This is a genomic window from Mycobacterium sp. 48b, assembly GCF_048282725.1.
Taxonomy (GTDB): domain Bacteria; phylum Actinomycetota; class Actinomycetes; order Mycobacteriales; family Mycobacteriaceae; genus Mycobacterium.
The window spans coordinates 151,549-174,709 of record NZ_JBLVUL010000002.1 but is presented as its reverse complement, the minus strand read 5'-3'; the positions used below and the strand labels follow the sequence as shown (position 1 = coordinate 174,709).

Below are 23,161 nucleotides of genomic sequence, written 5' to 3'. Positions count from 1 at the left end.
GTGCGATCGGGCGCACAGCACTCACACTGAGACCGCGACGGTCACCGCCCTTGTTACCTGACAGCTCATCCACACACCCAAGGGCGGCCGACATGCCACGGCGCGGCGCCCCACAGAACCAGGTTAGTTAGTACGGTTTCAACTATGACCGACCGTGCTCGACTTGTGTTTGCTCCTGAGGTCCGCAAAGTGCTCACTCAACAGGTGATCGAGGAAGCCCGCGCAACCATCGACGTATACACCTGTGTCGCTTGCGGTAGATCCGGGCATGCCCGAACCGAGCTCGCCAGTGTCCTTGTCATCAAGTCACCGAACTTCCCGCCAGTGATGCGATTCGCGCACGTCGACTGCGTACCTTCCCATGTGGTGGATGGTAAAGCTGTTGACCCGAGCGAGTTCCCGGAGGACGAGGTCACTTTCATGAAAGTCGCCTTCCAACCAGGCGGTGACACTCGACGTGGTGTTCAAGCCATGCTGCTCATTGATCAACGTCGTGGTTTGAACGCCGTTACTGCCTCTGGTGAACCAACTGCCCTTGATACGCAGTTCTTCCTCAGTGAGGGGTTCGGCCTCGCGCTAGCAATCGATCAGCAATTTCCAGAGGTTGCTGACTACACCGCGCACATTAATCCGGACCGTACCGGCTATATCGACCACGTGCCCGGTAGGCCCGGCCGGTTCCTGGAGCATTTCGACGACGACGACCCCGCCGGAATGTGGTACTCCACTGTGCGATCGACCGGCTGGCTCACAGTCATCACTGGCAAGCTCGGAATCGCCGGAACCCCACCAGAACACACCCAATCAGCTGTGGAGAACGCGTTGAGATCCGGCAACGTGGTCGGCGGTCGAATTCGCGTTATTCAGCATTAGCGACGGCGCTCACCATTTTCGCTGAGAGCGTCGAGTTAGCTCGGCGCGCCCCACGTGTGGTGCCAACTCGGCCTCATACGGGATCTGAGAGATCCGACGGCGGATGTGCGACGCAGGAGATAGTTCGTGAGATATCGCACGCGATATCTCACGAACGGCACCCGCCTCAATCCGCGACGCGGCCATAGACGGCGGCACAATTTGTCGTAGTGGTGGGAGTGGGTTGCGTCGCGCTGGTGACGTGATGTTTTTGTGCCTTTTGCACTTTCCGATTGTGGCGGGTGGCTCGCCTACGCGCCAAGACGCCGGCCTCCGCTGCTGCGCGACGCTCCGGGCCCTGCGGGCTCGCAAACTCTTTCCCTGCGCTCGCTGCGGTCGCTGGCGCTCCCGATGGCTTCGCTGGGGAAAGACTTTGCGCCCGGGTCTTGCACTCCGGCTCCCCCACACCCGCCCAAATCTCCAGTGCCAAAAGGCAAAAAGAACGGGCGGCCTCCGGGTCGCTCCCTCTGAAAGGTACTGAGATGACCGACACCACCCAGCAGGACGTTGTTGAGACCGCACAGTTCGGGACGCTCGAACACCTCGATCCCGCAACGTTGGAAATAGGTGAGAACGTCCGCGACGAGGCGACGCTAGACAAGTCGTTCCTGGCCAGTATCGCCGAGAACGGCGTCCTGACGCCGATCACCGCCGTTCGCAGCGCTGAGGACCCCGACGTGATCCGGGTCCGCAACGGCCAGATGCGTACCCTTGCAGCCCGCGAACTTGGCCTGGCCAGCGTGCCGGTGTACGTGCTGCCGTCCAGCGCAGCCGACGCTAGCGAAGAAACCATCGAGCGCATCGTGCACCAGATCGTCACCAACGATCACGCGAAGGCCATCACCGAGGCCCAGCGGGCACGCGGCATCCAGCAGATGCTCAACGCCGGAGTCTCACAGACCAAGGTCGCCAAGAAGCTCTCGGTGAAGCGCGACACGGTCAAAGCCGCTGCCGCAGCGGCCAAGTCGAACGCGGCCATGCAGGCGCTCGACACCGGCCAGCTCAGCCTGGAAGAAGCCGCCGCACTCAGCGAGTTCGACGGCGACGACGACGCAATCGAAAAGCTCATCGCCGTTGCCGGGACCACCAGGTTCGCCTTCCGCGTCGAAGAGCTGCGCCAGGCCCGCGACCGTGACCGCGCATATGCCGCCGCCGTGCAGGACTACACCGAACGCGGCTACCGCGTGATCGAGCACGACGAAGCACCCATGTGGGACGACACGACCTGCTTGGCAATCGAATACCTGCTCACCGCAGACGGAGAACCGTGCACCACCGCTGCTGTCACCGAACCCGCGCACTGGGCAGCCATGCTCTACGAAGAGGACGGCTACGCCGACGCCAAAACCGGCGAGATCGTGGACGAGGACTCCATCGACTGGACCACCCGCGACGACGACGAGGCCACCCCGGAAGAAGGCATGCGTCACCTCAACAGCGTGGTCCAGACGACGATCTACTCGCCTGACTGGTACTGCCTGGACTACCAAGCCGCTGGCCTGCAGCTCGGCCACCAGGTCTCGGCACGCGGAGCGCGTGACACCACCGTCCAGGACGAGGCCGACATCACCGACACCGACGCGCAGCAGGCCCGCGACGACGCCGCTGCCGAAGAGGCCCAGCGAGCAGCTGAGTTGCGGCGTGAACGCCGCAAGGTCATCGCCCTCAACCGAATGGCCGAGGCCGCCGCACATGTGCGCCAGGAGTTCGTGACCAAGCTGCTGTCCCGCAAGACCCCTCCGAAGGGTGCGGCGATCTTCATCGCAGATTGCCTGGTCCGCGACCCCGGACTCATCAAGGAGTTCCACGGGGCAACGCAGGCGGCCAAGCTGCTCGGCACGGACTCGACCGCTGCGGTGAAGAAGCTGGTCAGCGAGCTTGCACCGACCGCTGATGGCCGTGCCCAGGTCGTCACCCTCGGGCTGGTACTAGGTGCGCTCGAAGCCCGCACACCGAAGGACTCCTGGCGCTACGGCGGCTACGACGTCGTCAAGCCCATCGACTACCTGCGCTTCCTGGCCACCAATTCCTACGAACTGACCCCGGTCGAACAGGTCATCGTCGGTGAGCGGACCGCAGACGAGGTCTACGACGACAGCCGGCAGACCGATGAGGCCGAAGCCGAACCCGGCGAGGCCGCCGACTAACTGCCGAGTCGGGCTGCGGAGGCCACCACCCTCCGCAGCCCGACTCGGTTTCCAGATGAATGGAAGCGCCTGCGGCGCTACTGAATTCGATCACTCCTGACGGAGTGATCAGAGTTCGTTTGCCTTTCCGGCCATCGATCATAACCGGCGGTCCGGCTGCGCAAGTGCCCGCTGCGGCCTGCGGCTCGGCACCGGTTTCTTTGCCGGTCGCTGCGCTCCCTGGAAACCGGCCCCGCCGAACACTTGCTGCTTTACCGGCCCTATGCCGGTTCTTGATCTCGGTGCCGGAAGGCAAAAAGAACGGGCGGCCACAAGGTCACCCACCACCCTCCTACGGAAGGAACCCACATCATGGCCCACGAACTTGACTCGACCCGCGGCATCTACTCGTTCGCCGATTCCCAGACCGACGCATGGCACCGGCTCGGCCAACCGGTCGGCCACGCCATGACCGGACACGAAGCGATGGAGTCAGCCCATCTGGCCAATTGGAACGTTCGCAAAATGCCGCTGATGATCCCCCGCGAGGCGATCATCAACGCTGACGGAGTCACCACACCGCCACCGATTCAGGTACCGGACATGTTCGCCACCGTGCGCGACAATCCGATCCTTGCCGGACAGGTCGACTACCTCGGTGTGGTCGGCACCAAATACGAGCCGGTGCAGAACGAAGCGTCATGCGCGATCCTTGACGCGCTCACCGACGAGTCCGGCGCGCACTTCGAGACCGCCGGAGCGCTACGCGGTGGCCGCGAAACCTTCGTGACCATGAAGCTTCCGAAAACGATGACCTTCGAGGGACCCGACGGGTCGAAAGACCGCACAGACTGGTATCTGGCAGCCCTCAACAGCCACGATGGCAGCAGCAAGTTCCGCCTGCTGCTGACATCGGTACGCATCGTGTGCGCCAACACTCAGGCCGCCGCTATCGCTGGCGCGAAGTCGACATTCGGGATCCGCCACACCAACGGAGCCCGCATCGCGATCCAGGAGGCCCGAACGGCACTTGGCCTGGCGTGGCACTACATCGACGCCTTCGAAGCCGAAGCCGCCGCGCTCTACGCCACCCCGATGGACATCGACGAGGTACGTCAGTTCGCCGCCAAGCTGGTCAAGGCCGACGACAAGAGCGCCAGCGCCACCGCCCGCCGTGGCCGCCAACAGCAGGCCAACAGCATCGTCAAACTGTGGACGTCGTCGCCGACCGTCGCCCCGATCGGCGAAACCCGCTGGGGCGCCTACAACGCCGTGACGGAATACCTCGACCACTTCCAGCCCGTCCGAGGTGCCCGCACCACCCGCGCCGCAGCCGACACCCGCGCCCTGCGCGCCGTTACCCCCGGCAGCACCGTCGAATCCCTCAAAGTCGACGCCTTCCGGATGCTGCAAACCCTCTGACCATCTACCCGCACACCGGGCCCGCCGCGCACTCCCCCGCCGGCGGGCCCGGCCCATAACTCCAAGCGGAAACGCCTCCGGCGCTACTCCCTATTCTCCTTACCACCGCCGCATTACTTGCGGCCAGTTAGAACACGTACAGCACTAAGCACTGAAAAAGACAACTACCACCGTTTCTGGGCATTGGATTATGCATTGATTGCCAGCCGGTAGCGCAAGGTCTTCGGCGCCGCATATGCGGGCGGCTTACAGCTCGGAAACTTTTCCCACCTGCTCGCTCCGCTCACGGAAAACTTTCCGCCCGAAACCTTGCGCTACCTCTACCAATCAATAGTGAAGAACCTGCCAGAAACGGCGAAAGAAAGGTGGGCAAGACATGCTTCGTGCAGCGGTAAGGCATACCTTAACGGGCGGATTGGCAACACGTTCTGATTGCAACAAAAATATCAATAAGAAGATTTCTTTAGATATGGCATAACGGCATTACCGACAGTAGAATAAATTAATATCCCATCCGCACACCGAATTGTTTAGAGGTCACAAATGTCTCACATCACCGTTTATACCAAGCCCTCATGTGTACAGTGCAACGCCACCTACAAGGCGCTGGAAAAGCAGGGCATCGAGTTCGAGAAAGTCGACATCACCATCGACAGCGAAGCACGCGACTATGTGATGGCACTGGGATACCTGCAAGCCCCGGTCATCGTCGCCGGCGATCAGCACTGGAGTGGGTTCCGCCCAGACCGCGTGAAATCGCTTGCGCGGCAGGCAGTCTGATCATGTACCAGCTAAGTATCGACCACGCTAACAGTACCACCGTCAGCGTGCACCCCGACCACGGTGACGCCACCGCGGCCCTACACAGCTACGCCGACAGCGCCGACTGCACCGTCACCACCACCCAGGCCGGCAATGAATCCTCGAGTTTCGAGCTGACAAGCCTGACCACCGGCAAGGCCTACGTCACCGCCACCATCGAGCACGACCTTAGCAGTCCTGCCCGCACCGCCCGTTTCGCCGAGCTCAAGCAGCTACGCGACGTCGCGACCGCCGCCGATACCGGCAACCCGCTCGTCGACGCCTACGAACGCGACGCCATGCAGATGGCCTGGGACGACCTCACCGGCGCCAGCAGTCACCGAACCTACGGACACACCTACCCCGGCCACCCCGCCTGACGGCTAGATGGCCAATCCCGCGAAAGGACCATAACGACATGACAATTCACCCACTACCCACCGCAGCTACCTACGACGAGCACACCGAACAGATCGGCCACACCCGCGACCAGCTCCTCACCGAGATCGCCGACGGCATCTCCTCATTCCAACGCGCCTACGAACAACTCGCGCAACTACGCGGCCCCGTCGAAGACGCCGAGTTCGTCGACGGCCGCGACGGCCGCGACGTCGCCCGCTTCCTCGATGACGGCATCCGGATCGGCCGCGCCGCCTACGCCGTGGTGCACACCATCATCGACAAGGAGATCCCACGATGAGCCCCAGTACCGCGGCAACCCTCGAACGTCTGCCTGTGGCCGGCAACGACTCCTGGCTGGCCGCGCCCGAGCTCGACGAGCAGCACCCCACCCAGGACGAAAGCGACTCCCCCACACATGCCCTCGCGCAAGACTGCGAAGCCGAACACCAGCTGATCGGTGCGCTGCTGTGGCTGCCCGCCACCCACGCCCGCGCCATCCTCCAGCTCGTCCCCGACACCGTGATCTGGCGCCCGCGAACTCGGTGGGCCTACCAAATCATCCGCACACTGGTAGTGGACGCCGGACAGGATCCCGACCCGGTCGCCGTGCTCGCCGCCGCACGCTCGCAGCCCAGCACCATCACTGTGCAGCCAGGCCGGCCACCCACCGCACACCAGCTCAAAGGACTGTCTATGTACCTGTTCGACGCCTACCAGAGCGCGACCGACCCCCATCGCACCGCCGGACAACACGCGCGCGAAGTACTCGACGCCGCCTATCGACGGGCATTCCGCGACAACGCAATCCGAATGCAGCAACTCGCCGCCACCGACGTCGAACCCGAATTGCTCACCAAGCTGTTCACCGAGACCCGCCAAGAGCTCGCCGACCTCTGGCGCCGCGCCGAGGCTGCCGCCAAACCCGGATGGGACACACCATGACCACACCCCTCACCGATGCCGTTGTCCGCCACACCGCGGCCGCCGTTGCAGTCACCCACCGTCACCGCGCGGCCGCCACAGCGGCCGGCACCTGGATCGAAACCCTCGGGGTCCGCGCCCAACGGTACGCCGAGCGCCACCTGTGCCGCCGCCGGCGGCCCACCGACCCGATCCGCCACTCATGAACCCCGCACGTATCGCAGCCGCGATCACCACCACACTCGGCATCCTCATCGGCACCCCCACAGCACCGGCAGAGGCCGCCGTGCAACTCGTCGAGCCCGGCGACCGAATCGAAACTGCCAGCAGCGCATGCACACTCGGATGGGTCTACATCGGCGCCGACAAACACACCTACGCCCTCACCGCCGGTCACTGTGCCACCTCCCCCAACCAAACCGTGCGCGATGTCGCCAGCGACGCCACAGGCCGGTTCATCAATACCAGCGTCGACCCGCCAGCCATTGGTGGAGCGGACTACGGGCTCATCGACTTCGGGATCAAACCGCTTCCGGCCCGCTTCATCAACGACCAGCCGGCCACCGCCGGCAACCGGCGCGACCTGCAACCCGACCAGACCGTATGCCGCTACGGCATCGCGACCGGCACCCAGTGCGGAACCATCACCCGCGCTTTCGGCCATCACCAGTACCTGACAATCGGCATGACACCCACCATCGGTGGTGACTCCGGCGGACCGGTATGGACCACCGCCACCGACGGATCCGTGCGCGTTGTCGGCATCTGGCTCGGCGGGCGAACAACCTTCGCAGGCGGCAACTACGGCCGCTTCGCCAGCCTGAGCGACGCACTCGCCGCCATTGGCACACCACCGATCACCGCCAACAGCTGACAGGACCACTCATATGCACCAGCTGACCATCGAACTCGACGACACCACCAGCACCACCCCTACAACGACTTCGAGACCGCTCACCAACAGCTGCTGTCCCACGTCATCGCAAAAGACCTCTATCTGCACGTCGATAGCGATGACCATGAAACCGGCACCACCTTCCAGCTGGTCCGCCTCACCGAACGCACCACCCGCCCCCGCATCGTCGGAACCGCACGCATCAAACCCGCACCGGCCACCCCCGTCGCCGACCCGTACTACTCCGCCCACGCAGCACTGTGCTGGATCGCCGACCGCGACACGATCTGGCTGCACGGTCGTGTCCGGGACGCGGTGTAAATACGGAGCACGGGCGTAGGTTCCGCTTCACGACCTGCAAGTCTGCGAAGAAGGAGTCACGCCCGTGCCTGTTCGAGTATCAGCCGTCGATCGCATCCGCACCAGAATCGATGCCCTATTTGCCGAGGATCGGGAGCTTTCGGAGATCCTTGAAGAGGTTGCCCGGCTGGGCGCTCAACTGTTGATGCAGGCGGCCCTGGAGGCTGAGGTCACCGAGTTCCTCGGTCGCGAACGCTACCAACGCGCTGCTGCCTGTCCCGACGCTAACGGCGGCTCGCGCAACGGGTATCGACAGGTGACGGTGAAAACCACCACTGGGCCGGTTACGTTGGAGCGGCCGAAGCTGCGTGGCACCACCGCAGCGTTTGCGTCGCGGTTGTTCGGCAAGCACGTGACGAGAACCAACGCCTTGGAGACGCTGGTGATTGCCTCGTTCGTACGCGGGTTATCGGTGCGCGACGTGCAGGCCACCCTCGCCGAAACACTTGGCGACCAGGCCGCGATCTCCAAATCCACGGTCTCGGAAGTGTGCAAGGCGATCCGAGCCGAATACCAGGCGTGGGCGCGTCGTCGACTTGACGAGATCACGCTGGATTACCTGTTCTTGGATGCCAGCTTCTTTCGGATGCATCCGGGGTCGCCGGCCGAGCCGGTGCTGGCCGCCTGGGGCATCACCACCGAGGGCAAGCCGGTGTTCGTCGGGTTGGCGCCCGGGACCGGCGAGTCGACCGACGCATGGGCCGACTTCCTGACTGATCTGGGCGATCGCGGCCTGGGTTGTCCACTGTTGGTTGTCTCTGACGGCGCCAAGGGCCTGATCGCAGCCATCGAACAAATTTTCCCAAAAGCGTTGCGGCAGAGATGTCTTATTCATCGACTCCGCAACGTGCTCGCGAAGATTCCCGCCGGGATGCAAGCCGAGGTCCGCGACGGCTACTGGGCCATCTTCGATACCGCCGATCTGACGGTTGAACCGGGGCCTGGGCTCGTTGAGATCATCGACAAGCGGATCGAGGCGTTCGCCGCCAAATACTTCGACCTCTATCCGGCGGCGATGCGCATTCTGCTCACCGACAAAGCTGGGTTGACTGCCTATCTGCGGTTCCCGGTCGAACACCATGGGCGCGTTCGACATTCGAATTTTATTGAGCGCTCCTTTGGGGAGACCAAGCGTCGGACCAAGGTCATCGGCCGATTCCCCGGCGAGACCAGCGCCGTTAGCCTGGTATGGGCGGTGCTCGACCGGGCCTCGGCCGGTTGGCGCGGGCTGTCCATGACACCGGTCGGTACCCGATTGCTGCACGACCTACGTCGATCGCTGCTGGACCCACCCCGTGAACTGCGGCTGACACCGTCCACCACGAGTAACGGCACCAACCCCGCAGATCCCATCTCGGCCACCGCGTAACAACTCCGTGTCGCTTTGGCAGGCTCAGTTTCGGTGACGGCTGGCGGTGACCAGGTCGATCGGTGGGATGTAGCCGGTGATGCTGTTGATGGTGCGATGCAGGCCGTGGTGCAGCGCGTCGATGTCGCAGCGGGCCAGGCCGCCAGCGGTGGCGATGACGTGTTCGGTGGTGAACGCCAGGTCGTTGATCGTGCCCAGGATGCGGCGGTCGGCGGTCTTGGCCACGGCCACCTGCTGGGGATCAAGATCGCCGAGCGTATCGGCGGGCAGACCCTCGACGTGCAACGCGGCCTGGATCGCCGAGACGACCGGCGGGCCGATCGGGCGCAACCCGGCGGCGGTGACGTTCGGCATGAACACCGAGAACAAGGTCCCGGCGTGGGTCACCAGCAGGCATTTGCGTCGGTCGATCCAGACCAGGTGGGCATACCAGTCGGTCGCGCAGGCTTGGCCGATGGCCGGCTCAGGCGCCCTCAGCAGCGCCAACACCTTGGCGGTACATCGCAGCATCACGACCCATGATCGTAGGCAGCGTCCCCGAGGATCGGTACCCAAGAACACCGCGACGTGGCGCCGGTACAGTGTGGCGACGTGTTGGTCGCCGATCTGCATCACTTCCTCGACATGCCGCACGACGCTTCCGGTCCCGCGCGCCGCCTGGCACAACACCTGGGCGACATTGTCCGGGCGGGCACCGCCGGCCAGGTCGGTGATCGGTGGGTATCGGCATTGCCGTGTCGGCGCCGCCCCGCCCACAGGCGCTGCCCCGGGCGGATGACCATCGCTATCGCCTCGGCCGAGACGGCGGCGCCGATCCGATGGTCGTGCAGCGTCTGCGACGACGAGGGGGTGATCAGCAACTGGGCAGACTCCCCATACGACCTGCGCCGCCGCCGCTCCAGCGTTGCCGGCGACCTCAAGGAGGTCATCGTCAGCGACACGACCGCCGCCGTGTTACGCGACCTGATGCTGCTTGACCCCGACTGTGAGCGACTGGTGTACGGCATGCGCGCCCACCCAAACGGCGCTGCCTTACTGACCAATGCCGACGACCTCGAAGAGCTTATCGGGTTCGTAGCCGCCGAAGCCAACCACGAACCCAACCGCCGCCGCCAAGACCGCCTCGACGCCGCGTTCAACGCACTGACCGACGCCGCCCAAACCCTCTCCAGCTGAGCATCTCTCGGCCCTACGCATCAGCCCTGGGCGCGCCAAAGCATCCGCAGCAAGCTACCGAACCCGCTCGCCGTTATCCCCAACACCACCAGCTCAAGCTGCAAGAGCCTGTCACTTGAGTTCCCCAGCCCGTATGCTCACCCACGAAGCTGCGAACCGACCGGTGCTTTTACACCCACTTTCGGACGCGACCTGGCTGCACGGATGCGACACCGACTCCGGCGCGCGCTACCCGCTCGCCGTGCTCACCGCCGCGCGCGCCGAAGCGCGCCGGTGGGTCGCCGCGGGCACCATCTACGACGAAGCCGCAGAACTTGCCGGCGTCGACAACGACCAAGTGCCACGCCCCCACCACGCAACGCTGGCGATCCTGCGCGATGAGATCGTCACCGACGCGGCCCTGCGGGCCGAACCGCTGCCTGCAGCCGGCCTCGCTGCCGAAGTCCAGCGTCTACTGCCCGCCAACACCACCCCGCATCAGACCGCTGCCCTCATCTGGTGGAGCGCACTGCTGATGTGGGGAGCCACCGCCCGGTAAACCCCAGAACTTCCGTTGCAAGTGAGTGATCTTTAGTGGTCACGCGACTTGCACCCCGTCTCGGGGTTGTTCCCCAGCCGGGTGGCCGGGTCCCTTCCGCGCTTCACGGCCACCCGCCGGACAAGGTCCGGTCTTACGGTCGGCTCCACGCTTGACGGCGGCCCCAACTGGGCCGACGACGCTACCCGACTTGGCGTCGGTGTCCTCGTAGCGTGCGAGGTTGATCGCGGCGCAATCGTCGCGTTGGTGGGTGGCTCCACAACCGCCGTCAGCGCGATTGCAGGTCCAGTGTTCGTCCCAGCCGATGTCTTGAACATGCCGGCAGGCATGGCAGGTTTTCGACGACGGGAACCACCGATCCGCCAACACCAATTCACTCCCATACCAGCCTGTTTTGTAGAACAGGTGCCGCCGCGGCATTCCCAGGGCTGCATCGGATAGTCCGCGCCGTCTCGCGCGGGCGCCGGGCAGGCCCTTTTGCCGCAGCATTCCCGCAGCGTCGAGACCTTCGACCACGATCCGGCCGTGAGTCTTGGCCAATCGTGTGGTCAGGACATGCAAATGATGCATGCGGACATCGTTGACCCGGCGATGCAGCCGGGACATCTCAGTGGTGCGCTCACGATAGCGGCGTGAGCCTTTCGTGCAGCGGGCACGAGCGCGGCTGACGTGCCGCAACTGCGTGAGCGCTGCATCGAGCGGGCGTGGATTGGGCACCTGTTCGAGCACTGTGCCGGCAGCGTTGGCGACGGTGGCCAGACGCCGCACACCCACGTCGACACCAACCCGCGAATCCGGCCGGGACACACGAGGTTGCCGGGGGCGTTGCACCAACACCCGCACACTCGCGTCCAGTCGGGTGCCGTTGCGGCGCACGCTGATCGCCAACACCCGTGCGCGACCCTTCGCGATCAGCCTCTCGATTCGGCGGGTGTTCTCGTGGGTACGGACACAACCGATCACCGGCACAGTGAGGTGGCGGCGATCCGGTTCAACGCGCATCGCCCCGGTCGTAAAGCACACCCGATCGGCGTCCCGGCCCTTCTTCTTCAACCGCGGGAAACCCACTCGCTTACCCGCCCGGGCACCGGCACGGCTCTGCTGCCAGTTCCAGTACGCGTCGACCGCGCCGTCGATGCCGTCGGCGTAGGCCTCTTTCGAACATTCCGGCCACCACACCGCCCCGGTCTCGGCGTTGACACACACCTCGTCCTTGACCCTGTTCCAACGTTTGCGCAGCACCCGAAGCGACGGTTTCGCCGTCTCGACACCGGTCTCACGCCACGATTGGATGTCGGCTTTGAGGGTGGCCACGGTCCAGTTGTATGCCTTGCGGCGGGCACCGAAATGCCGCGCCAACGCGCAGGCCTGCTCGGCGGTCGGATCCAGCGTGAACCGGAACGCTTGAACCGTCCATCCCTCAGGAATCTCGAACCTTGCCAACCTCAGGCCACCTCGCGCTCGACGACGTCAGCCGCCGCGGCGACCGCACGTTTAGCACGGTTGGCCGCAGCGCGTTTGCCGTAGAGTCGGGCACACATACTGGTGAGGATTTCGGTCATATCCCGCACCAGGTCGTCATCGACCTCAGCTGAATCGACGACCACAAGCGCGCGCCCCTGGGCAGCGAGAGCGGCTTCGACGTATTCCGAGCCTAACCGGCAGAACCGATCGCGATGCTCAACCACAATCCGCGCCACAGCCGGATCACGCAGCAACGCAAGGAACTTGCGGCGGTGCCCGTTGAGCGCCGACCCGACCTCGGTCACCACCCGATCCACAGAGATCTGTTCGGCTGTGGCCCAGGCGGCGACACGTGCGACCTGCCGATCCAGATCAGCTTTCTGATCCGCCGAGGACACGCGCGCATACACCGCGGTCCGGCCCCGCACACCGGCCGGCCCAGCCGGTTCGTCAACCAGAATCAGCCGCCCGACCTTACGGGCGGACACCGGCAATAGCCCGGCACGAAACCAGCGATACGCAGTCACCCGCGCAACGCCGTTGCGCTCAGCCCACGCCGCGAGATTCATGACTTCGTTCCTACAGCACACCACCGACAACTACCGACCACTCACACCGCAACAGCTGGCAACCCCCGGTGCCCCGAGGCCTCCGCACCACTGGCCGGCGGCGCCATCAGTCACCGCATCCGGCACTTCCGCGGCGCAGGCCTGCTGTGGACCCACACCGCCAAACCCGTCACCGAAACCGCCGTGTCCGGCCAGATCCACCCTCCACTACGGAGGTGATAGACCGGCCCCCCTTTTTCTTCCGGCCGCCGGATCCGAGGCGTCGGCGCACCAGGTGCGACCGGCGAATAGCCACCTCCGGCGGCTCTCAAAGCCCACGTGGCCGGGTCCGGGTGTCTTCGCGACTTTTCGGTGCTCCCGGCCAACCCTTCGGGCCGGCCACTCGCACCGAACCCGTGCCGTCAGCGGGTCGCCCAGTGTACTTCGAACTCGACCTCAGTAAACCAGTCGGCCGCAATGGTTTTCGGCGGTGGAGGACATTTGCCGCCCTATCAGCTCGCTGGCGCTCGCGGGCGACAAATCCGCCGAAACCCACCGCGTCCGCCAAGTTGACACCGGTCGATTCCTTCAGTGATTGCTCCCTAGCGCTGACCGGCGCAGCCAATCACCAACCCGAACGGAGAAGGACATGGAACACCAATTCGAACTTGCCTTCGAGCTTCTCGACATCGCCGCCGAGCAACTCGTCAACAACGAGTACGACCGGACCGAGCTGACCAAGACCACCTACTACGGGCTCTACACGATCATCAACCGCCACCACGACAGCCGCACCGGCGGCCACGTCCTCACCCTCCTGGCCTACGACCACGACGAGCTACAAGCCGCCGTGGAAGCCACCACCGACCACGACCACGACCAGCCGCACACCCGGATCGTGAAAGTCCGGGCAGGTGACCAGATGCTCCACGCCACCCAAGAGTGGACCTTCCGGACCCAGCCGAACCACACCCTCACCGCCGAAGTGGCCGGCGACCAGCTCTGGACCGTCCATGCCGCAGGGGGCACCACCACACACGACGACCTCGATGAGGCGGTCAACCAGCTCCTCTCCGCCGCCTAACCCCCCAGCGGGGCCGGCCTCACCCGCCGGGGCCGGCCCCTCACCCCATCAACTCATCAAACTCATCAACAGAACGGAAGAACAACCATGACCACCAACACGTACCCATGGAAGCTCTGCACCCTCACCCACCGTGAGAACGGCGCATCGAGCAACCGCACCCTGCTCGGCAGCTACTTCAACCGCCAACACGCTCTCAACGACGCATGCCGAATTGCCAACCAGCTCGCCGGCCCCGAACGCGACGTACCGCCGACCCACAGTCAAACTGCGCGACGACGAAACACTCGGCGAATGCTGGCAAGTCGGCGACGCCGCCCTGGACCCCGAATACACCCTCGTCTACCCGATCCAGAACTCGTGGCGATAACCACCAACCAACATCGGGCCCGGCCAACCACTCACCCCTGAGCAGGTTGGTCGGGCCCCTTTTTCTTCCGCCCGGCCGGTCATGGTTGGCGTCGGCGCACCAGGTGCGACCGACGGACAGCCACCTGCGGCGGCTTTCAACAGCCCACGTGGCCAGGTCGGGGTGCCTTCGCGACTTTTCGGTGCTCCCGGCCAACCCTTCGAGCCGGCCACTCGCACCGAACCCGTGCCCTCATGAGCCCGCACCTGGTCGATGTCATTGCCACGCTGGCCGCCGCGGAGCTGTTCGCGACTTACACCCGCGGCGAGCGAGGGCATGCCATCGCTGCCCGCATCGAACTACGAACCGATCGTTGGTGCCTGACCGCGCTATACATCGGTTAATTCTCCGACCGCGTGGCCAGTCCGCAGCCAAGCGCGGACTGGCCGCGCACTCCGATGTCCGGTGGGTTTGCGCCGGCGCACCCGGCGCGACCGGCGGACTGCCCACCTGGCGGCGGGCACCAGTTCCGTAGCCCCTCACATTTTTGCCTGTCAGTGGGGTCTCAGTGTGACCGACGAGGACACCGTCACGGTGCAAGGCGCATCCGGCGGGCTCGCCCGTCTTCGCTCCCACCTCGCTGGCGCTCGGCTTCCGCTGCGCCGTGCGGCTCCGACGGCATTTGCGGCCCTACTCAGCTCGCTCCCGCTCGCGGCCCGCAAATCCGCCTCCAGCTGATCCACCGGCTCGCCCTTGACCGCGCCACCTCGCCGGTCCTCCTGAACCCCACGCCAACAGGCGCATCACACCCGATCCGAACGGAGAAAAACCATGTCGCACACCTATCGGCTCGCCGCCCAACTGCAAGCGCTCGCCATCGACAACGTCGAGCGTCGCGTTTTCGGTACGCACCGCATTCCCAGCCCCCAGCACGGCCTCATCACGACCGCCCGACACCGCCAGCGTAACGGGCAACACGCCGTCCTGATCGTCGCCCGCGACGACATCACCCACGTCCTGGCGGCAGCCGTCGCCACCACCCCGATCGGTGGCGGCATCATCGACTCTCACATCGCCCAGTTCCGCAGCGCCGCACTGGTCTGGAAGCGGACCATCACCCCACCCGCCCACTGGTGGCGGCTCAGCGTCGACCACACCGACCCTACAAAGCCCGCGCCGGGTAACCGGATCGGCTTCACCGCCACCGGGGCCGCCGAATATTTCCTCAACCACGACTGGCTGCCCGGCCGCGACCCGCGTAACACCCACTGGTCGCTGAGTTCCTGGACGCCGTCGGCAGGCCTTCGCATCCTCATCGCCGGGGCCGACATCGACGCCGCCACCCGGCACGCCATCACTCTGGAAACCCGGGCGGCAAGTGTCGCATGACATTCCGCTCGAACGTTCCGGACCCGGCTGGCTCCGGACGCCGCCGGGTCCGGAGCCATCCCGACGCGCACGGCGTGCCCGCGAGCCTGCTCGCTGCGCATCGCGGCCCGTCCGTGCGGGTGCCGTTGACGGGCTACCCGCCGCGGCGCCGCCGGCCTTCAGCCCGGCTGTCGCCTGCGGCGCGCTGCCCGCTCTCTCACCACAGTGTGGGGTCGGGTGATCCCAACAATGCGGCCGCGACCGCTTCAGCGTTCCAGCCGTGCCTGACGGCCTCGCGCAGCGCTACCGCGCGCGCTCGCCGCTCGGCTACCCCGTGGTCGCCGCGCCGAACCAGGGTCCGTCCTCCCCCGCGGCCGGACCGGCCCATCATCTCCATGTTGTCGCGTTGCGTGCCGGCCACCAGGTGCAACAGCCCGACATCGCCGACTGCGCTCACGCGTACACACACCGGGTTGTCGCAGCCGTGTAAGGCACGCTCCCACGGTTCCAGCGGTACGCCCGATCGCGCTGCGGCCAGCGCGTACCGGTTGCCTCGCACGATGATCCGGTCACCGCCGCCGCGTCGCACCCAAAATCTCGGGTACCCGTCACCACCGATGGCTCCCCGCCAGATCGCGCAGTCTTCGGCGCCCGGCCCGCGCACGATGTCGGATTCAAACCGCCGCAATTCGTCCGCGTGAACCGCAGGATTGACCACCAGCTGTAGTGGTTGCGAAAACCCCACGGTGGTCACGCTCTCCTGTCACCCTAGTCCGACGTACGTCTTGGGCTGCCTCGCGCTGAGCGCGAGCCTCGCCCAATCCGCCGTCGCGCTCGTGGCTCATTGTGCAGACTGCCACCGACACACCGTGGTCAGCTGGCCACGCGAATCGGATCCTCAGGCGATTTCGCTTCCGCCCCCGGCGCGACCGGCTCCCCGCTCACCGCCTCGCTGGCCGGCGGCTCCTCGACTTTCTCGACCGGCACTGCCGCTTCGGCCGTCGCCGTCCTGATCAGATCCCGTACGGCCTTTTCGCTGATTCCAGCCAGCCGGGCGATCTCGCGGACGCTCTCTCCGCGGTCCTGCATCGCTTTCAGCGCGACCCCGCATTCGCGTCGCTGTTCCTCGCGCCGCTGCGCGGCCCGCTCGGCCAGCTCCGCTGTGCGCTCGCGCAACCACTCGGCCACATCATCAACTCGCTGCTTTGCGGTGAAGTACTTCGCCAAATCTTCCACGTTCGCCTTCTGCCGGCGGACCTGTTCCTCCTGGGCTGCCGCTGCGGCTTCACGTGCTGCTTTACGTGCTGCTTTCGAAACTCCGCTGTTCGCCATACAGCCCACCATCCCCCGTGCTCTCCCGTTATGCCGCACCCAAACTCAATTCACCTCGGCCCCACTGCGCCTTCCACCCGCAGCCTGCCCCTCGCTCGGTCCACTCACCCTGCCTCGCCCCTCACCACTTTCACCCCCACCACGGCACATCACACCTCTTGCATTCAGGTCACGAAACGGTAACGGATGCTGCATAACGCCCAAGTCCCCCTTTGGGTCGATACCAGGTGATGACACGGTGATGGGCCTCCACAAGTTGAGCGCGGGCGACGGGTATCTGTACCTGATTCGCCAGGTCGCTGCCGCCGATGCCACCCACCGTGGCAAGCCCAGCCTGGGCGATTACTACTCGGAAAAAGGGGAATCGCCGGGACGCTGGATGGGCAGCGGACTGCCCGGCCTCGGTCAACCCGTCGGCCGCGACCCCTCCGATCCGATGGTCGCCGAACTCTGGTCAGTTCCAGAGGGCTCCGAGGTCACCGAAGACCAGATGAAAGCCCTCTTCGGCGAGGGACTGCACCCGAACGCCGACCGAATCACCGAACGCCTCACCGGATTCGGCATCGGGCACCAGGGCGCCATCGCCGCCGCCCGATTGGGCCGGCCGTTCCGCGTCAACAAGACCGACAACGAGTGGATGCGGCGCCTGCGGGAGGGCTACGCCGACTTCAACACCACCCTGGGCCGCGACCGCCAAGCCTCACTCGAACCCGAAGAACGCGCCCAGATCCGCACCGCGGTCGGACGCGAGATGTTCGCCGAAACCTACGGCCGCCCTCCGGCCGACGAACGCGAACTCACCGGCTTCATCGCCCGCAAATCACGCGCTCAAACCCAAGCCGTCGCCGGCTACGATTTGACCTTCACCCCGGTCAAATCTGTGTCGGCGCTATGGGCGTTAGCACCCCGGGAAATCTCAGAGCAGGTGCTCGCCGCGCACCACCGAGCCGTCGCCGACGCCATCGCATTCTTGGAGCGCAACGCCGCGTTTTCGCGCATGGGAGCCAACGGAATTGCCCAGGTCGACACCACCGGTTTCATCGCCGCGGCGTTCGACCACCGCGACTCCCGCGCGGGTGATCCCAACCTCCACACCCACGTCGCGATCAGCAACAAAGTCATGGTCATCGGGCCCGACGGAGTACCGCGTTGGCTGGCGCTTGACGGCGACCCGCTGCACAAGGCCACGGTCGCTGCATCCGAGCTCTACAACACCCGACTCGAGGCCTATCTCATCGAGATGCTGGGCGTCGACTTCGCAGAAACCCGCACCAAAACCGACAAACGGCCGGTCCGCGAAATCGTCGGCATTCCCACCGATCTCCTGGAGCGATGGTCAGCCCGGCGTACCGCGATCGAAAACCGTGTCGCCGACTTGGCGAAGGCCTTTCAAGCCGAGCACGGACGCGAACCGCACGCCGTGGAAATGCTGGCGCTCTCCCAACAGGCGACCCTCGATACCCGCCAAGCAAAACACGCTCCCCGCAGCCTTGGCGAACAACGCCACACCTGGCTCACCGAGGCCATCGAAGTCGTTGGTAGCCAACGCAAACTGACTCGTCTCATCACCGACATCACCAGCCAGACCCGCCGTCGGCGCCAGCCCGCCATCACCGCAAAATGGGTCAGCGAACAGGCCGAGGCGGTCATCACCACGGTGTCGCACGCCCGCGCCGAATGGGGCATCAACCACGTCCGCGCCGAAGCTCAACGACTGCTGCGAAACACCGGTCGCCACAGCGATACCAGCGCCCTAGACAAGATCGTGACCGCTGCGCTCGGCGAGCACAGCATCACGATCACCACCCACACCGACACCGAGATGAACGAGCCCGCGGCGCTACGCCGCCACGATGGCACATCGGTCTACACCAAACACGATTCGACCCGCTACACCAGCGCCGCGATCCAGGCCGCAGAACGACGCATACTCGATGCCGCCGCCCAGCATGGCGGACGTGTCGCCGACGACACCAGCATCGGGTTGGCGATGCTCGAAGCGCACGCACAAAACGGCTTGCAGCTCAACGACGGACAAGAAGCACTGGTGCGCGGGATGGCCACCTCCGGAGCCCGGCTGCAACTGGCGCTCGCCCCCGCAGGCACCGGAAAAACCACCGCCATGTCCGTGCTGGCAGCTGCGTGGACCAACAGCGGCGGCAACGTCATCGGCCTGGCACCAACCGCGGCGGCCGCCGAAGTTCTGGCCGAAGACGCCCACATCACCACCGACACCATGGCCAAATTCGTGCAGCTGGCCAACCCCGGAAATCACCGTGACTCCCCCGCCGCACCATCCAATGATCCGGCCCGCAAGTGGTTCAACAAGATTGGCCGCAACACCCTCATCATCGTCGACGAAGCAGGCATGGCCTCCACCCTCGATCTCGACGAAATGATCACCCACGCCCTGGCCAAAGGCGCCAGCATTCGGATCATCGGCGACGATCAACAGCTCGCCTCCATCTCAGCCGGCGGTGTCATCACCGACCTCGCCACCCGGCCCGAAACACTCACGTTGTCCACCGTGGTGCGGTTCCGCGACCCTGCCCAAAGCGCGGCCAGCCTGGCCATCCGCGACGGCGATCCCGCCGGCATCGCCTACTACATCGACCACGGCCGCGTGCACGTCGGAGCCGACCAAACCGCCGCCGACATGGCCTACCAAGCCTGGGCCGACGACATCAAAGCCGGCCACCGTAGCGTGCTCATCGCACCCACCAACGACCTGGTCGCAGAACTCAACGAACGCGCCCGACTCGATCGGCTCCGATCGGCGAAACAGCCGTCACAGACCGTCACCTTGTCCGACGGACTGACCGCATCGGCCGGCGACTGGATCATCACCCGCAAGAACGCCCGCTGGCTGCAACTGGCCAACGGAGCATGGATCAAAAATGGTCACCGCTGGGTCATTCGGTCTGTGCGCCGCGACGGTTCGATCACCATTTCCCGCCTCGGCGCGGCCCCCGGTGCCAAGACCGTCCGCCTGCCCGCAGAGTACGTTGCCGCCAACACCACCCTCGGCTACGCCTCAACGATCAACGCCGCCCAAGGCCTCACCGCCGGCACCCGGAAAACCAAAGGGACCTGCCACATTGTGGGTTCAGATCAGTTGACCCGCCAACAGCTCTACGTCGCCGCAACCCGCGCCAAAGACGAGAACCACGTCTACTTTTCGACCTCCGAAGCCGACCCGCACCGCATCCTCGCGCCCAAAGCCACCCACCCGCCGACCGCGGTCGACATCCTCTCCACGATCCTGCGCCGCGACGGCCGCCAAGTCTCGGCCACCACCGCCGCCCGCGCCGAAATCGACCCCTTCACCCGACTGTTCGGCGCGGCCAGCATGTACTCCGATGCGCTCACCACCGCCGCCGAACAACTCGCTGGCACCACCACCATGGCCCGCATCGACCAAGCCGCCGCCGCGATCGCCGGTGACATCACCGACGCCGAAGCCTGGCCCGTGCTGCGCCGCAACCTGGCCCTGCTAGCCCTCGAAGGCCACGACCCCGTCGCCGCACTGAACCAGGCCGCCGCCACCCCGCTGGGTAACCCCCTCGACGCCGCGGCCGTGCTCGACTGGCGCCTGCCCACACCCCAGGGATCGGCTGCCGCCAACGTCGGCCCACTGCGCTGGCTGCCTACCATCCCGACCGCGGTGAACCAGAATCCCGAATGGACGCAATACCTCACTGGCCGGGCGCAGCTGGTCACTGAACTGGCCGACCAGATCCGCGCCACCGCACGGGAATGGACCTCGGCCACCGCACCCACATGGGCCCGCCCACTGCTCGGTGCCCAACCTCAACTGATGGCCGAAATCGCCGTGTTCCGCGCCGCCCACGACGTCGACCCCGCCGACACCCGGATCACCGGCCGTGAACAACACGCCAACCGCTCCGCCGCCTTCCAACAGCTCCTGCATAGCCGCGTCGACGACACCATCCTGCGCAGCCAGGACAGCGCCGGACGCTGGCGGACCATGGTCGCCGCCATCAACCATCACATCCCCAACGACCCCTACTGGCCGCGGCTGGCCGCCCACATCGACGACGCCGCCCGTGCCGGAGCCGACGTCACCGGCATGCTCGCTTCGGCCATGGCCACCGGCGGTCCACTGCCCGATGAACTCCCCGCAGCCGCCTTGTGGTGGCGCCTGTCGGGGACACTGGCACCGCCCACACTGGAGCGGTCCAACCCGCGTCTGCGACCCGAATGGACCCCCGTACTACACCACCTGCTGGGCACCCAGCTCGCCGAAACGATCATCGCCGACCCGGCCTGGCCCGGACTTATCGCCGCTGTCGCCGCGTCCGACTGGCCACCAGCGGACCTGCTCACAGCCGCCACAGAACACCTGCGCGAGATCGCCCAAACCGAAGGCCTTCGCCCCGACGAATACGCCCGCCTGCTCACCACCCGTATCGAACTGCTCACCCACGCGGCCACCATCGACGCCGACGTCCCGCACCCGGCGGAGACCGTGACCACCCCGGGCGAACAGCTCGACCTGCTCGCCCAGCCGTCCCCAGAAGACGCCGCCTACGCTGTCGACGACGCGCCACCCGATCCTTACGATTACAGCTACGGCTACGCCGAAGACGACCTCGGTGACTGGCTTTTCGAGGACCTGCTTACCTACCGGCCCGCTCCGACCCGGCCAGCTGACATCCTTGCCCTGCGCACCGCGCGGGACCTCGCCCGCGCGCGTGTCCGCGAACTAGAGCAGGCGATTCTGCACACCGGCGGCGGGCCCGCTGAACTCGCCGCGGCTCCCGAGCTCGCCGACCTCACCCACCGCTACGACCAGCAGCGGCCCTACGCCCACGCCTATCACCACGCCTACCACGACTGGGTGCGCGCCGACCGCGGCGTTGAAACACATCACCGTCTCCTGCAGACCATCGACACCCACATCGCGACCGCCCGAGAACACGGACACGACGATCTGGTGGCCACCTACATCGCGTACCGAACCCAACTCGCCACTCACACCACCGATATCGAGACCGCCGCAACCGGGGCGAAACAGCACCGCGACACCGCCCGCCAGGCGCTCATCGACGCTGCCGGCGGGGCCGACCGGGTCGTCACTGCCGCCGACATTCAACAGCACCGCACCGTGGCCCTGCGCGCCGACGCTGAACAACTTCGCCAGGCACGTGCGGAAGCCACCGACCTCGACAACCAGCTCTTCCGCGCCGAGCACGCCGCCGCCCGCACCTTCGCCAACCGACCCGCAGCGGACTACGACCTGGCCGGCGACCTAGAAGCGCTACGCACCGAAATCGAGGTGCTCGAACAGGCCGGGCACCGTAGCCCCGCAGCCATGTACACAGCCCCACCCAACAACCTGCAGCGGCTCGACGACCAAGCCGCCCGGGCCATCGCCGACATCACCGCCAGCGGACAAACCGTGCACCCACTACATCTCGGGCCCGACGCCGACAAGACCGCAGTGCTGGCCGCCCTGGCCGAGACAGCCCGGCACAATCAGCGCCGCATCCTGGCACTGCCGGCCACCGACGCCGCAGCCACCTACGCCGACGCGAACCCCTACGCGCACACCACCACCGACCCCGCGCACGCCCACACCCAACTCGAGAACAGCCAGTGGACGCTGCCGATCGGCACCCTGATCATCGTCGACGACGCCGACCACCTCGCCGCCCACCAACTGCAAGCACTCACCGCTGCGGCTGGCGAAGCCAACACGAAACTTCTCCTCATCACCAACGACACTGTGGCCCAACATGAAACCGACGCCACCAACCTGATCGAGATGCTGCACAACCAGCTGCCGTGGGCGCAGCGCATCGGGACCGCCGACACCGACCAATCCCAACAAACACGCACCGCGATCGACCGCGCCGAACATCACCTGGCCTCCACCACCGACTCCAGCCCAGAAGCTACCCAGGCGGCCGACCTCATCAACCGCCGCGACGCGCTGCGCCACGAACACGACTACCTTGCCGGCGCCCGCGGCCGCGCAACGATCGACCGCAGCCGCGAGCGAAGCCGCGGTGCCGGTCTGGACCTCTGACACCCAAACTCAGCAGAGACGGCGCGTTACCGTTGGATACCT

At 65.8% G+C, this 23,161-nt stretch carries 21 protein-coding genes and 1 pseudogene; 16 read left to right on the top strand and 6 right to left on the bottom strand.

Going from position 1 to position 23,161, the window contains the following annotated elements; genetic code table 11:
* The first annotated feature begins 144 nt into the window (after positions 1–144).
* The 9 genes from ACNQR1_RS37145 (at position 145) to ACNQR1_RS37105 (ending at position 7,458) form a co-directional block, all read left to right on the top strand.
* Positions 145–873 (top strand): hypothetical protein, encoded by a 729-nt coding sequence (locus tag ACNQR1_RS37145; RefSeq protein ID WP_368569687.1) that lies wholly within the window; start codon positions 145–147, stop codon positions 871–873.
* A gap of 521 nt (positions 874–1,394) precedes the next feature.
* Positions 1,395–3,059 carry a ParB/RepB/Spo0J family partition protein gene (locus ACNQR1_RS37140; RefSeq protein ID WP_418050676.1) on the top strand — a complete coding sequence of 555 codons (1,665 nt, stop codon included), beginning with the start codon at positions 1,395–1,397 and terminating at the stop codon, positions 3,057–3,059.
* Between the two features lie 351 nt (positions 3,060–3,410).
* A complete protein-coding gene (locus ACNQR1_RS37135) occupies positions 3,411–4,460 on the top strand; it encodes a DUF932 domain-containing protein (RefSeq protein ID WP_418050675.1) in 1,050 nt (349 codons plus the stop codon).
* Positions 4,461–5,003: 543 nt separating this feature from the next.
* Positions 5,004–5,240 carry a redoxin NrdH gene (locus ACNQR1_RS37130; RefSeq protein WP_418050674.1) on the top strand — a complete coding sequence of 79 codons (237 nt, stop codon included), beginning with the start codon at positions 5,004–5,006 and terminating at the stop codon, positions 5,238–5,240.
* Positions 5,241–5,242: 2 nt separating this feature from the next.
* Positions 5,243–5,641: a hypothetical protein gene (locus ACNQR1_RS37125; RefSeq protein WP_418050673.1), complete on the top strand. Its 399-nt coding sequence runs from the start codon at positions 5,243–5,245 to the stop codon at positions 5,639–5,641.
* Positions 5,642–5,679: 38 nt separating this feature from the next.
* Complete coding sequence (locus tag ACNQR1_RS37120; protein WP_418050672.1) at positions 5,680–5,961, top strand: hypothetical protein; 282 nt, start codon at positions 5,680–5,682, stop codon at positions 5,959–5,961.
* Positions 5,958–6,605 carry a hypothetical protein gene (locus ACNQR1_RS37115; protein ID WP_418050671.1) on the top strand — a complete coding sequence of 216 codons (648 nt, stop codon included), beginning with the start codon at positions 5,958–5,960 and terminating at the stop codon, positions 6,603–6,605. The genes ACNQR1_RS37120 and ACNQR1_RS37115 overlap by 4 nt, the downstream gene beginning before the upstream one ends.
* Positions 6,602–6,790 (top strand): hypothetical protein, encoded by a 189-nt coding sequence (locus tag ACNQR1_RS37110; RefSeq protein ID WP_418050670.1) that lies wholly within the window; start codon positions 6,602–6,604, stop codon positions 6,788–6,790. The genes ACNQR1_RS37115 and ACNQR1_RS37110 overlap by 4 nt, the downstream gene beginning before the upstream one ends.
* Positions 6,787–7,458: a serine protease gene (locus tag ACNQR1_RS37105; RefSeq protein WP_418050669.1), complete on the top strand. Its 672-nt coding sequence runs from the start codon at positions 6,787–6,789 to the stop codon at positions 7,456–7,458. The genes ACNQR1_RS37110 and ACNQR1_RS37105 overlap by 4 nt, the downstream gene beginning before the upstream one ends.
* Before the next feature lie 9 nt (positions 7,459–7,467).
* Here ACNQR1_RS37105 and ACNQR1_RS37100 read toward each other — a convergent pair whose 3' ends face one another.
* Positions 7,468–7,605 carry a hypothetical protein gene (locus ACNQR1_RS37100; protein WP_418050668.1) on the bottom strand — a complete coding sequence of 46 codons (138 nt, stop codon included), beginning with the start codon at positions 7,603–7,605 and terminating at the stop codon, positions 7,468–7,470.
* A 259-nt stretch (positions 7,606–7,864) separates the two neighbouring features.
* On the opposite strand from ACNQR1_RS37100, the gene ACNQR1_RS37095 reads away from it, so the two are divergent.
* Positions 7,865–9,208: an IS256 family transposase gene (locus tag ACNQR1_RS37095; RefSeq protein ID WP_074328301.1), complete on the top strand. Its 1,344-nt coding sequence runs from the start codon at positions 7,865–7,867 to the stop codon at positions 9,206–9,208.
* Positions 9,209–9,232: 24 nt separating this feature from the next.
* Here the strand turns inward: ACNQR1_RS37095 and ACNQR1_RS37090 are convergent, their stop codons facing one another.
* A complete protein-coding gene (locus ACNQR1_RS37090) occupies positions 9,233–9,964 on the bottom strand; it encodes a DUF6933 domain-containing protein (RefSeq protein WP_019348133.1) in 732 nt (243 codons plus the stop codon).
* A gap of 18 nt (positions 9,965–9,982) precedes the next feature.
* Here ACNQR1_RS37090 and ACNQR1_RS37085 point away from each other — a divergent pair, with 18 nt between their 5' ends.
* Together ACNQR1_RS37085 and ACNQR1_RS37080 are read left to right on the top strand one after the other, a co-directional pair.
* The gene (locus ACNQR1_RS37085; RefSeq protein ID WP_019348132.1) at positions 9,983–10,384 is read left to right on the top strand and encodes a hypothetical protein; all 402 of its coding nucleotides are present in this window, start codon (positions 9,983–9,985) and stop codon (positions 10,382–10,384) included.
* A 163-nt stretch (positions 10,385–10,547) separates the two neighbouring features.
* Positions 10,548–10,922: a hypothetical protein gene (locus tag ACNQR1_RS37080; RefSeq protein ID WP_418050667.1), complete on the top strand. Its 375-nt coding sequence runs from the start codon at positions 10,548–10,550 to the stop codon at positions 10,920–10,922.
* 39 nt (positions 10,923–10,961) lie between these two features.
* Here the strand turns inward: ACNQR1_RS37080 and tnpB are convergent, their stop codons facing one another.
* Together tnpB and ACNQR1_RS37070 are read right to left on the bottom strand one after the other, a co-directional pair.
* A complete protein-coding gene (gene tnpB / locus ACNQR1_RS37075; protein ID WP_368569830.1) occupies positions 10,962–12,365 on the bottom strand; it encodes an IS607 family element RNA-guided endonuclease TnpB in 1,404 nt (467 codons plus the stop codon).
* 2 nt (positions 12,366–12,367) lie between these two features.
* Entirely contained in the window at positions 12,368–12,955 is a 588-nt protein-coding gene (locus ACNQR1_RS37070) for an IS607 family transposase (RefSeq protein ID WP_368569829.1), read from the bottom strand.
* 628 nt (positions 12,956–13,583) lie between these two features.
* Here ACNQR1_RS37070 and ACNQR1_RS37065 point away from each other — a divergent pair.
* The 3 genes and pseudogenes from ACNQR1_RS37065 to ACNQR1_RS37055 all read left to right on the top strand — a co-directional run bounded on the left by ACNQR1_RS37065 (position 13,584) and on the right by ACNQR1_RS37055 (position 15,756).
* Complete coding sequence (locus tag ACNQR1_RS37065) at positions 13,584–14,018, top strand: hypothetical protein (RefSeq protein WP_368569828.1); 435 nt, start codon at positions 13,584–13,586, stop codon at positions 14,016–14,018.
* Between the two features lie 591 nt (positions 14,019–14,609).
* Positions 14,610–14,771: pseudogene (locus tag ACNQR1_RS37060) on the top strand (Rv3235 family protein); the annotation flags it as partial.
* 427 nt (positions 14,772–15,198) lie between these two features.
* Positions 15,199–15,756 (top strand): hypothetical protein, encoded by a 558-nt coding sequence (locus ACNQR1_RS37055; protein WP_368569827.1) that lies wholly within the window; start codon positions 15,199–15,201, stop codon positions 15,754–15,756.
* Positions 15,757–15,952: 196 nt separating this feature from the next.
* On the opposite strand, the gene ACNQR1_RS37050 is transcribed toward ACNQR1_RS37055, so the two are convergent.
* Together ACNQR1_RS37050 and ACNQR1_RS37045 are read right to left on the bottom strand one after the other, a co-directional pair.
* A complete protein-coding gene (locus tag ACNQR1_RS37050) occupies positions 15,953–16,489 on the bottom strand; it encodes a hypothetical protein (RefSeq protein ID WP_418011080.1) in 537 nt (178 codons plus the stop codon).
* 119 nt (positions 16,490–16,608) lie between these two features.
* Positions 16,609–17,067 (bottom strand): hypothetical protein, encoded by a 459-nt coding sequence (locus ACNQR1_RS37045; protein ID WP_368575685.1) that lies wholly within the window; start codon positions 17,065–17,067, stop codon positions 16,609–16,611.
* A 241-nt stretch (positions 17,068–17,308) separates the two neighbouring features.
* Between ACNQR1_RS37045 and mobF the strand changes: the two genes are divergently transcribed.
* On the top strand, positions 17,309–23,119 hold the full coding sequence (mobF, locus tag ACNQR1_RS37040) for a MobF family relaxase (RefSeq protein WP_368575686.1): 5,811 nt from the start codon (positions 17,309–17,311) through the stop codon (positions 23,117–23,119).
* Positions 23,120–23,161: the final 42 nt, after the last annotated feature.

Bases quoted from the DNA above. Each gene is read 5' to 3' on its own strand.
- ACNQR1_RS37145 (WP_368569687.1), top strand. From the start codon at position 145: ATGACCGACCGTGCTCGACTTGTGTTTGCTCCTGAGGTCCGCAAAGTG.
- ACNQR1_RS37140 (WP_418050676.1), top strand. From the start codon at position 1,395: ATGACCGACACCACCCAGCAGGACGTTGTTGAGACCGCACAGTTCGGG.
- ACNQR1_RS37135 (WP_418050675.1), top strand. From the start codon at position 3,411: ATGGCCCACGAACTTGACTCGACCCGCGGCATCTACTCGTTCGCCGAT.
- ACNQR1_RS37130 (WP_418050674.1), top strand. From the start codon at position 5,004: ATGTCTCACATCACCGTTTATACCAAGCCCTCATGTGTACAGTGCAAC.
- ACNQR1_RS37125 (WP_418050673.1), top strand. From the start codon at position 5,243: ATGTACCAGCTAAGTATCGACCACGCTAACAGTACCACCGTCAGCGTG.
- ACNQR1_RS37120 (WP_418050672.1), top strand. From the start codon at position 5,680: ATGACAATTCACCCACTACCCACCGCAGCTACCTACGACGAGCACACC.
- ACNQR1_RS37115 (WP_418050671.1), top strand. From the start codon at position 5,958: ATGAGCCCCAGTACCGCGGCAACCCTCGAACGTCTGCCTGTGGCCGGC.
- ACNQR1_RS37110 (WP_418050670.1), top strand. From the start codon at position 6,602: ATGACCACACCCCTCACCGATGCCGTTGTCCGCCACACCGCGGCCGCC.
- ACNQR1_RS37105 (WP_418050669.1), top strand. From the start codon at position 6,787: ATGAACCCCGCACGTATCGCAGCCGCGATCACCACCACACTCGGCATC.
- ACNQR1_RS37100 (WP_418050668.1), bottom strand. From the start codon at position 7,605: ATGGTCATCGCTATCGACGTGCAGATAGAGGTCTTTTGCGATGACGTG.
- ACNQR1_RS37085 (WP_019348132.1), top strand. From the start codon at position 9,983: ATGACCATCGCTATCGCCTCGGCCGAGACGGCGGCGCCGATCCGATGG.
- ACNQR1_RS37070 (WP_368569829.1), bottom strand. From the start codon at position 12,955: ATGAATCTCGCGGCGTGGGCTGAGCGCAACGGCGTTGCGCGGGTGACT.
- ACNQR1_RS37065 (WP_368569828.1), top strand. From the start codon at position 13,584: ATGGAACACCAATTCGAACTTGCCTTCGAGCTTCTCGACATCGCCGCC.
- ACNQR1_RS37055 (WP_368569827.1), top strand. From the start codon at position 15,199: ATGTCGCACACCTATCGGCTCGCCGCCCAACTGCAAGCGCTCGCCATC.
- ACNQR1_RS37045 (WP_368575685.1), bottom strand. From the start codon at position 17,067: ATGGCGAACAGCGGAGTTTCGAAAGCAGCACGTAAAGCAGCACGTGAA.
- mobF (WP_368575686.1), top strand. From the start codon at position 17,309: ATGGGCCTCCACAAGTTGAGCGCGGGCGACGGGTATCTGTACCTGATT.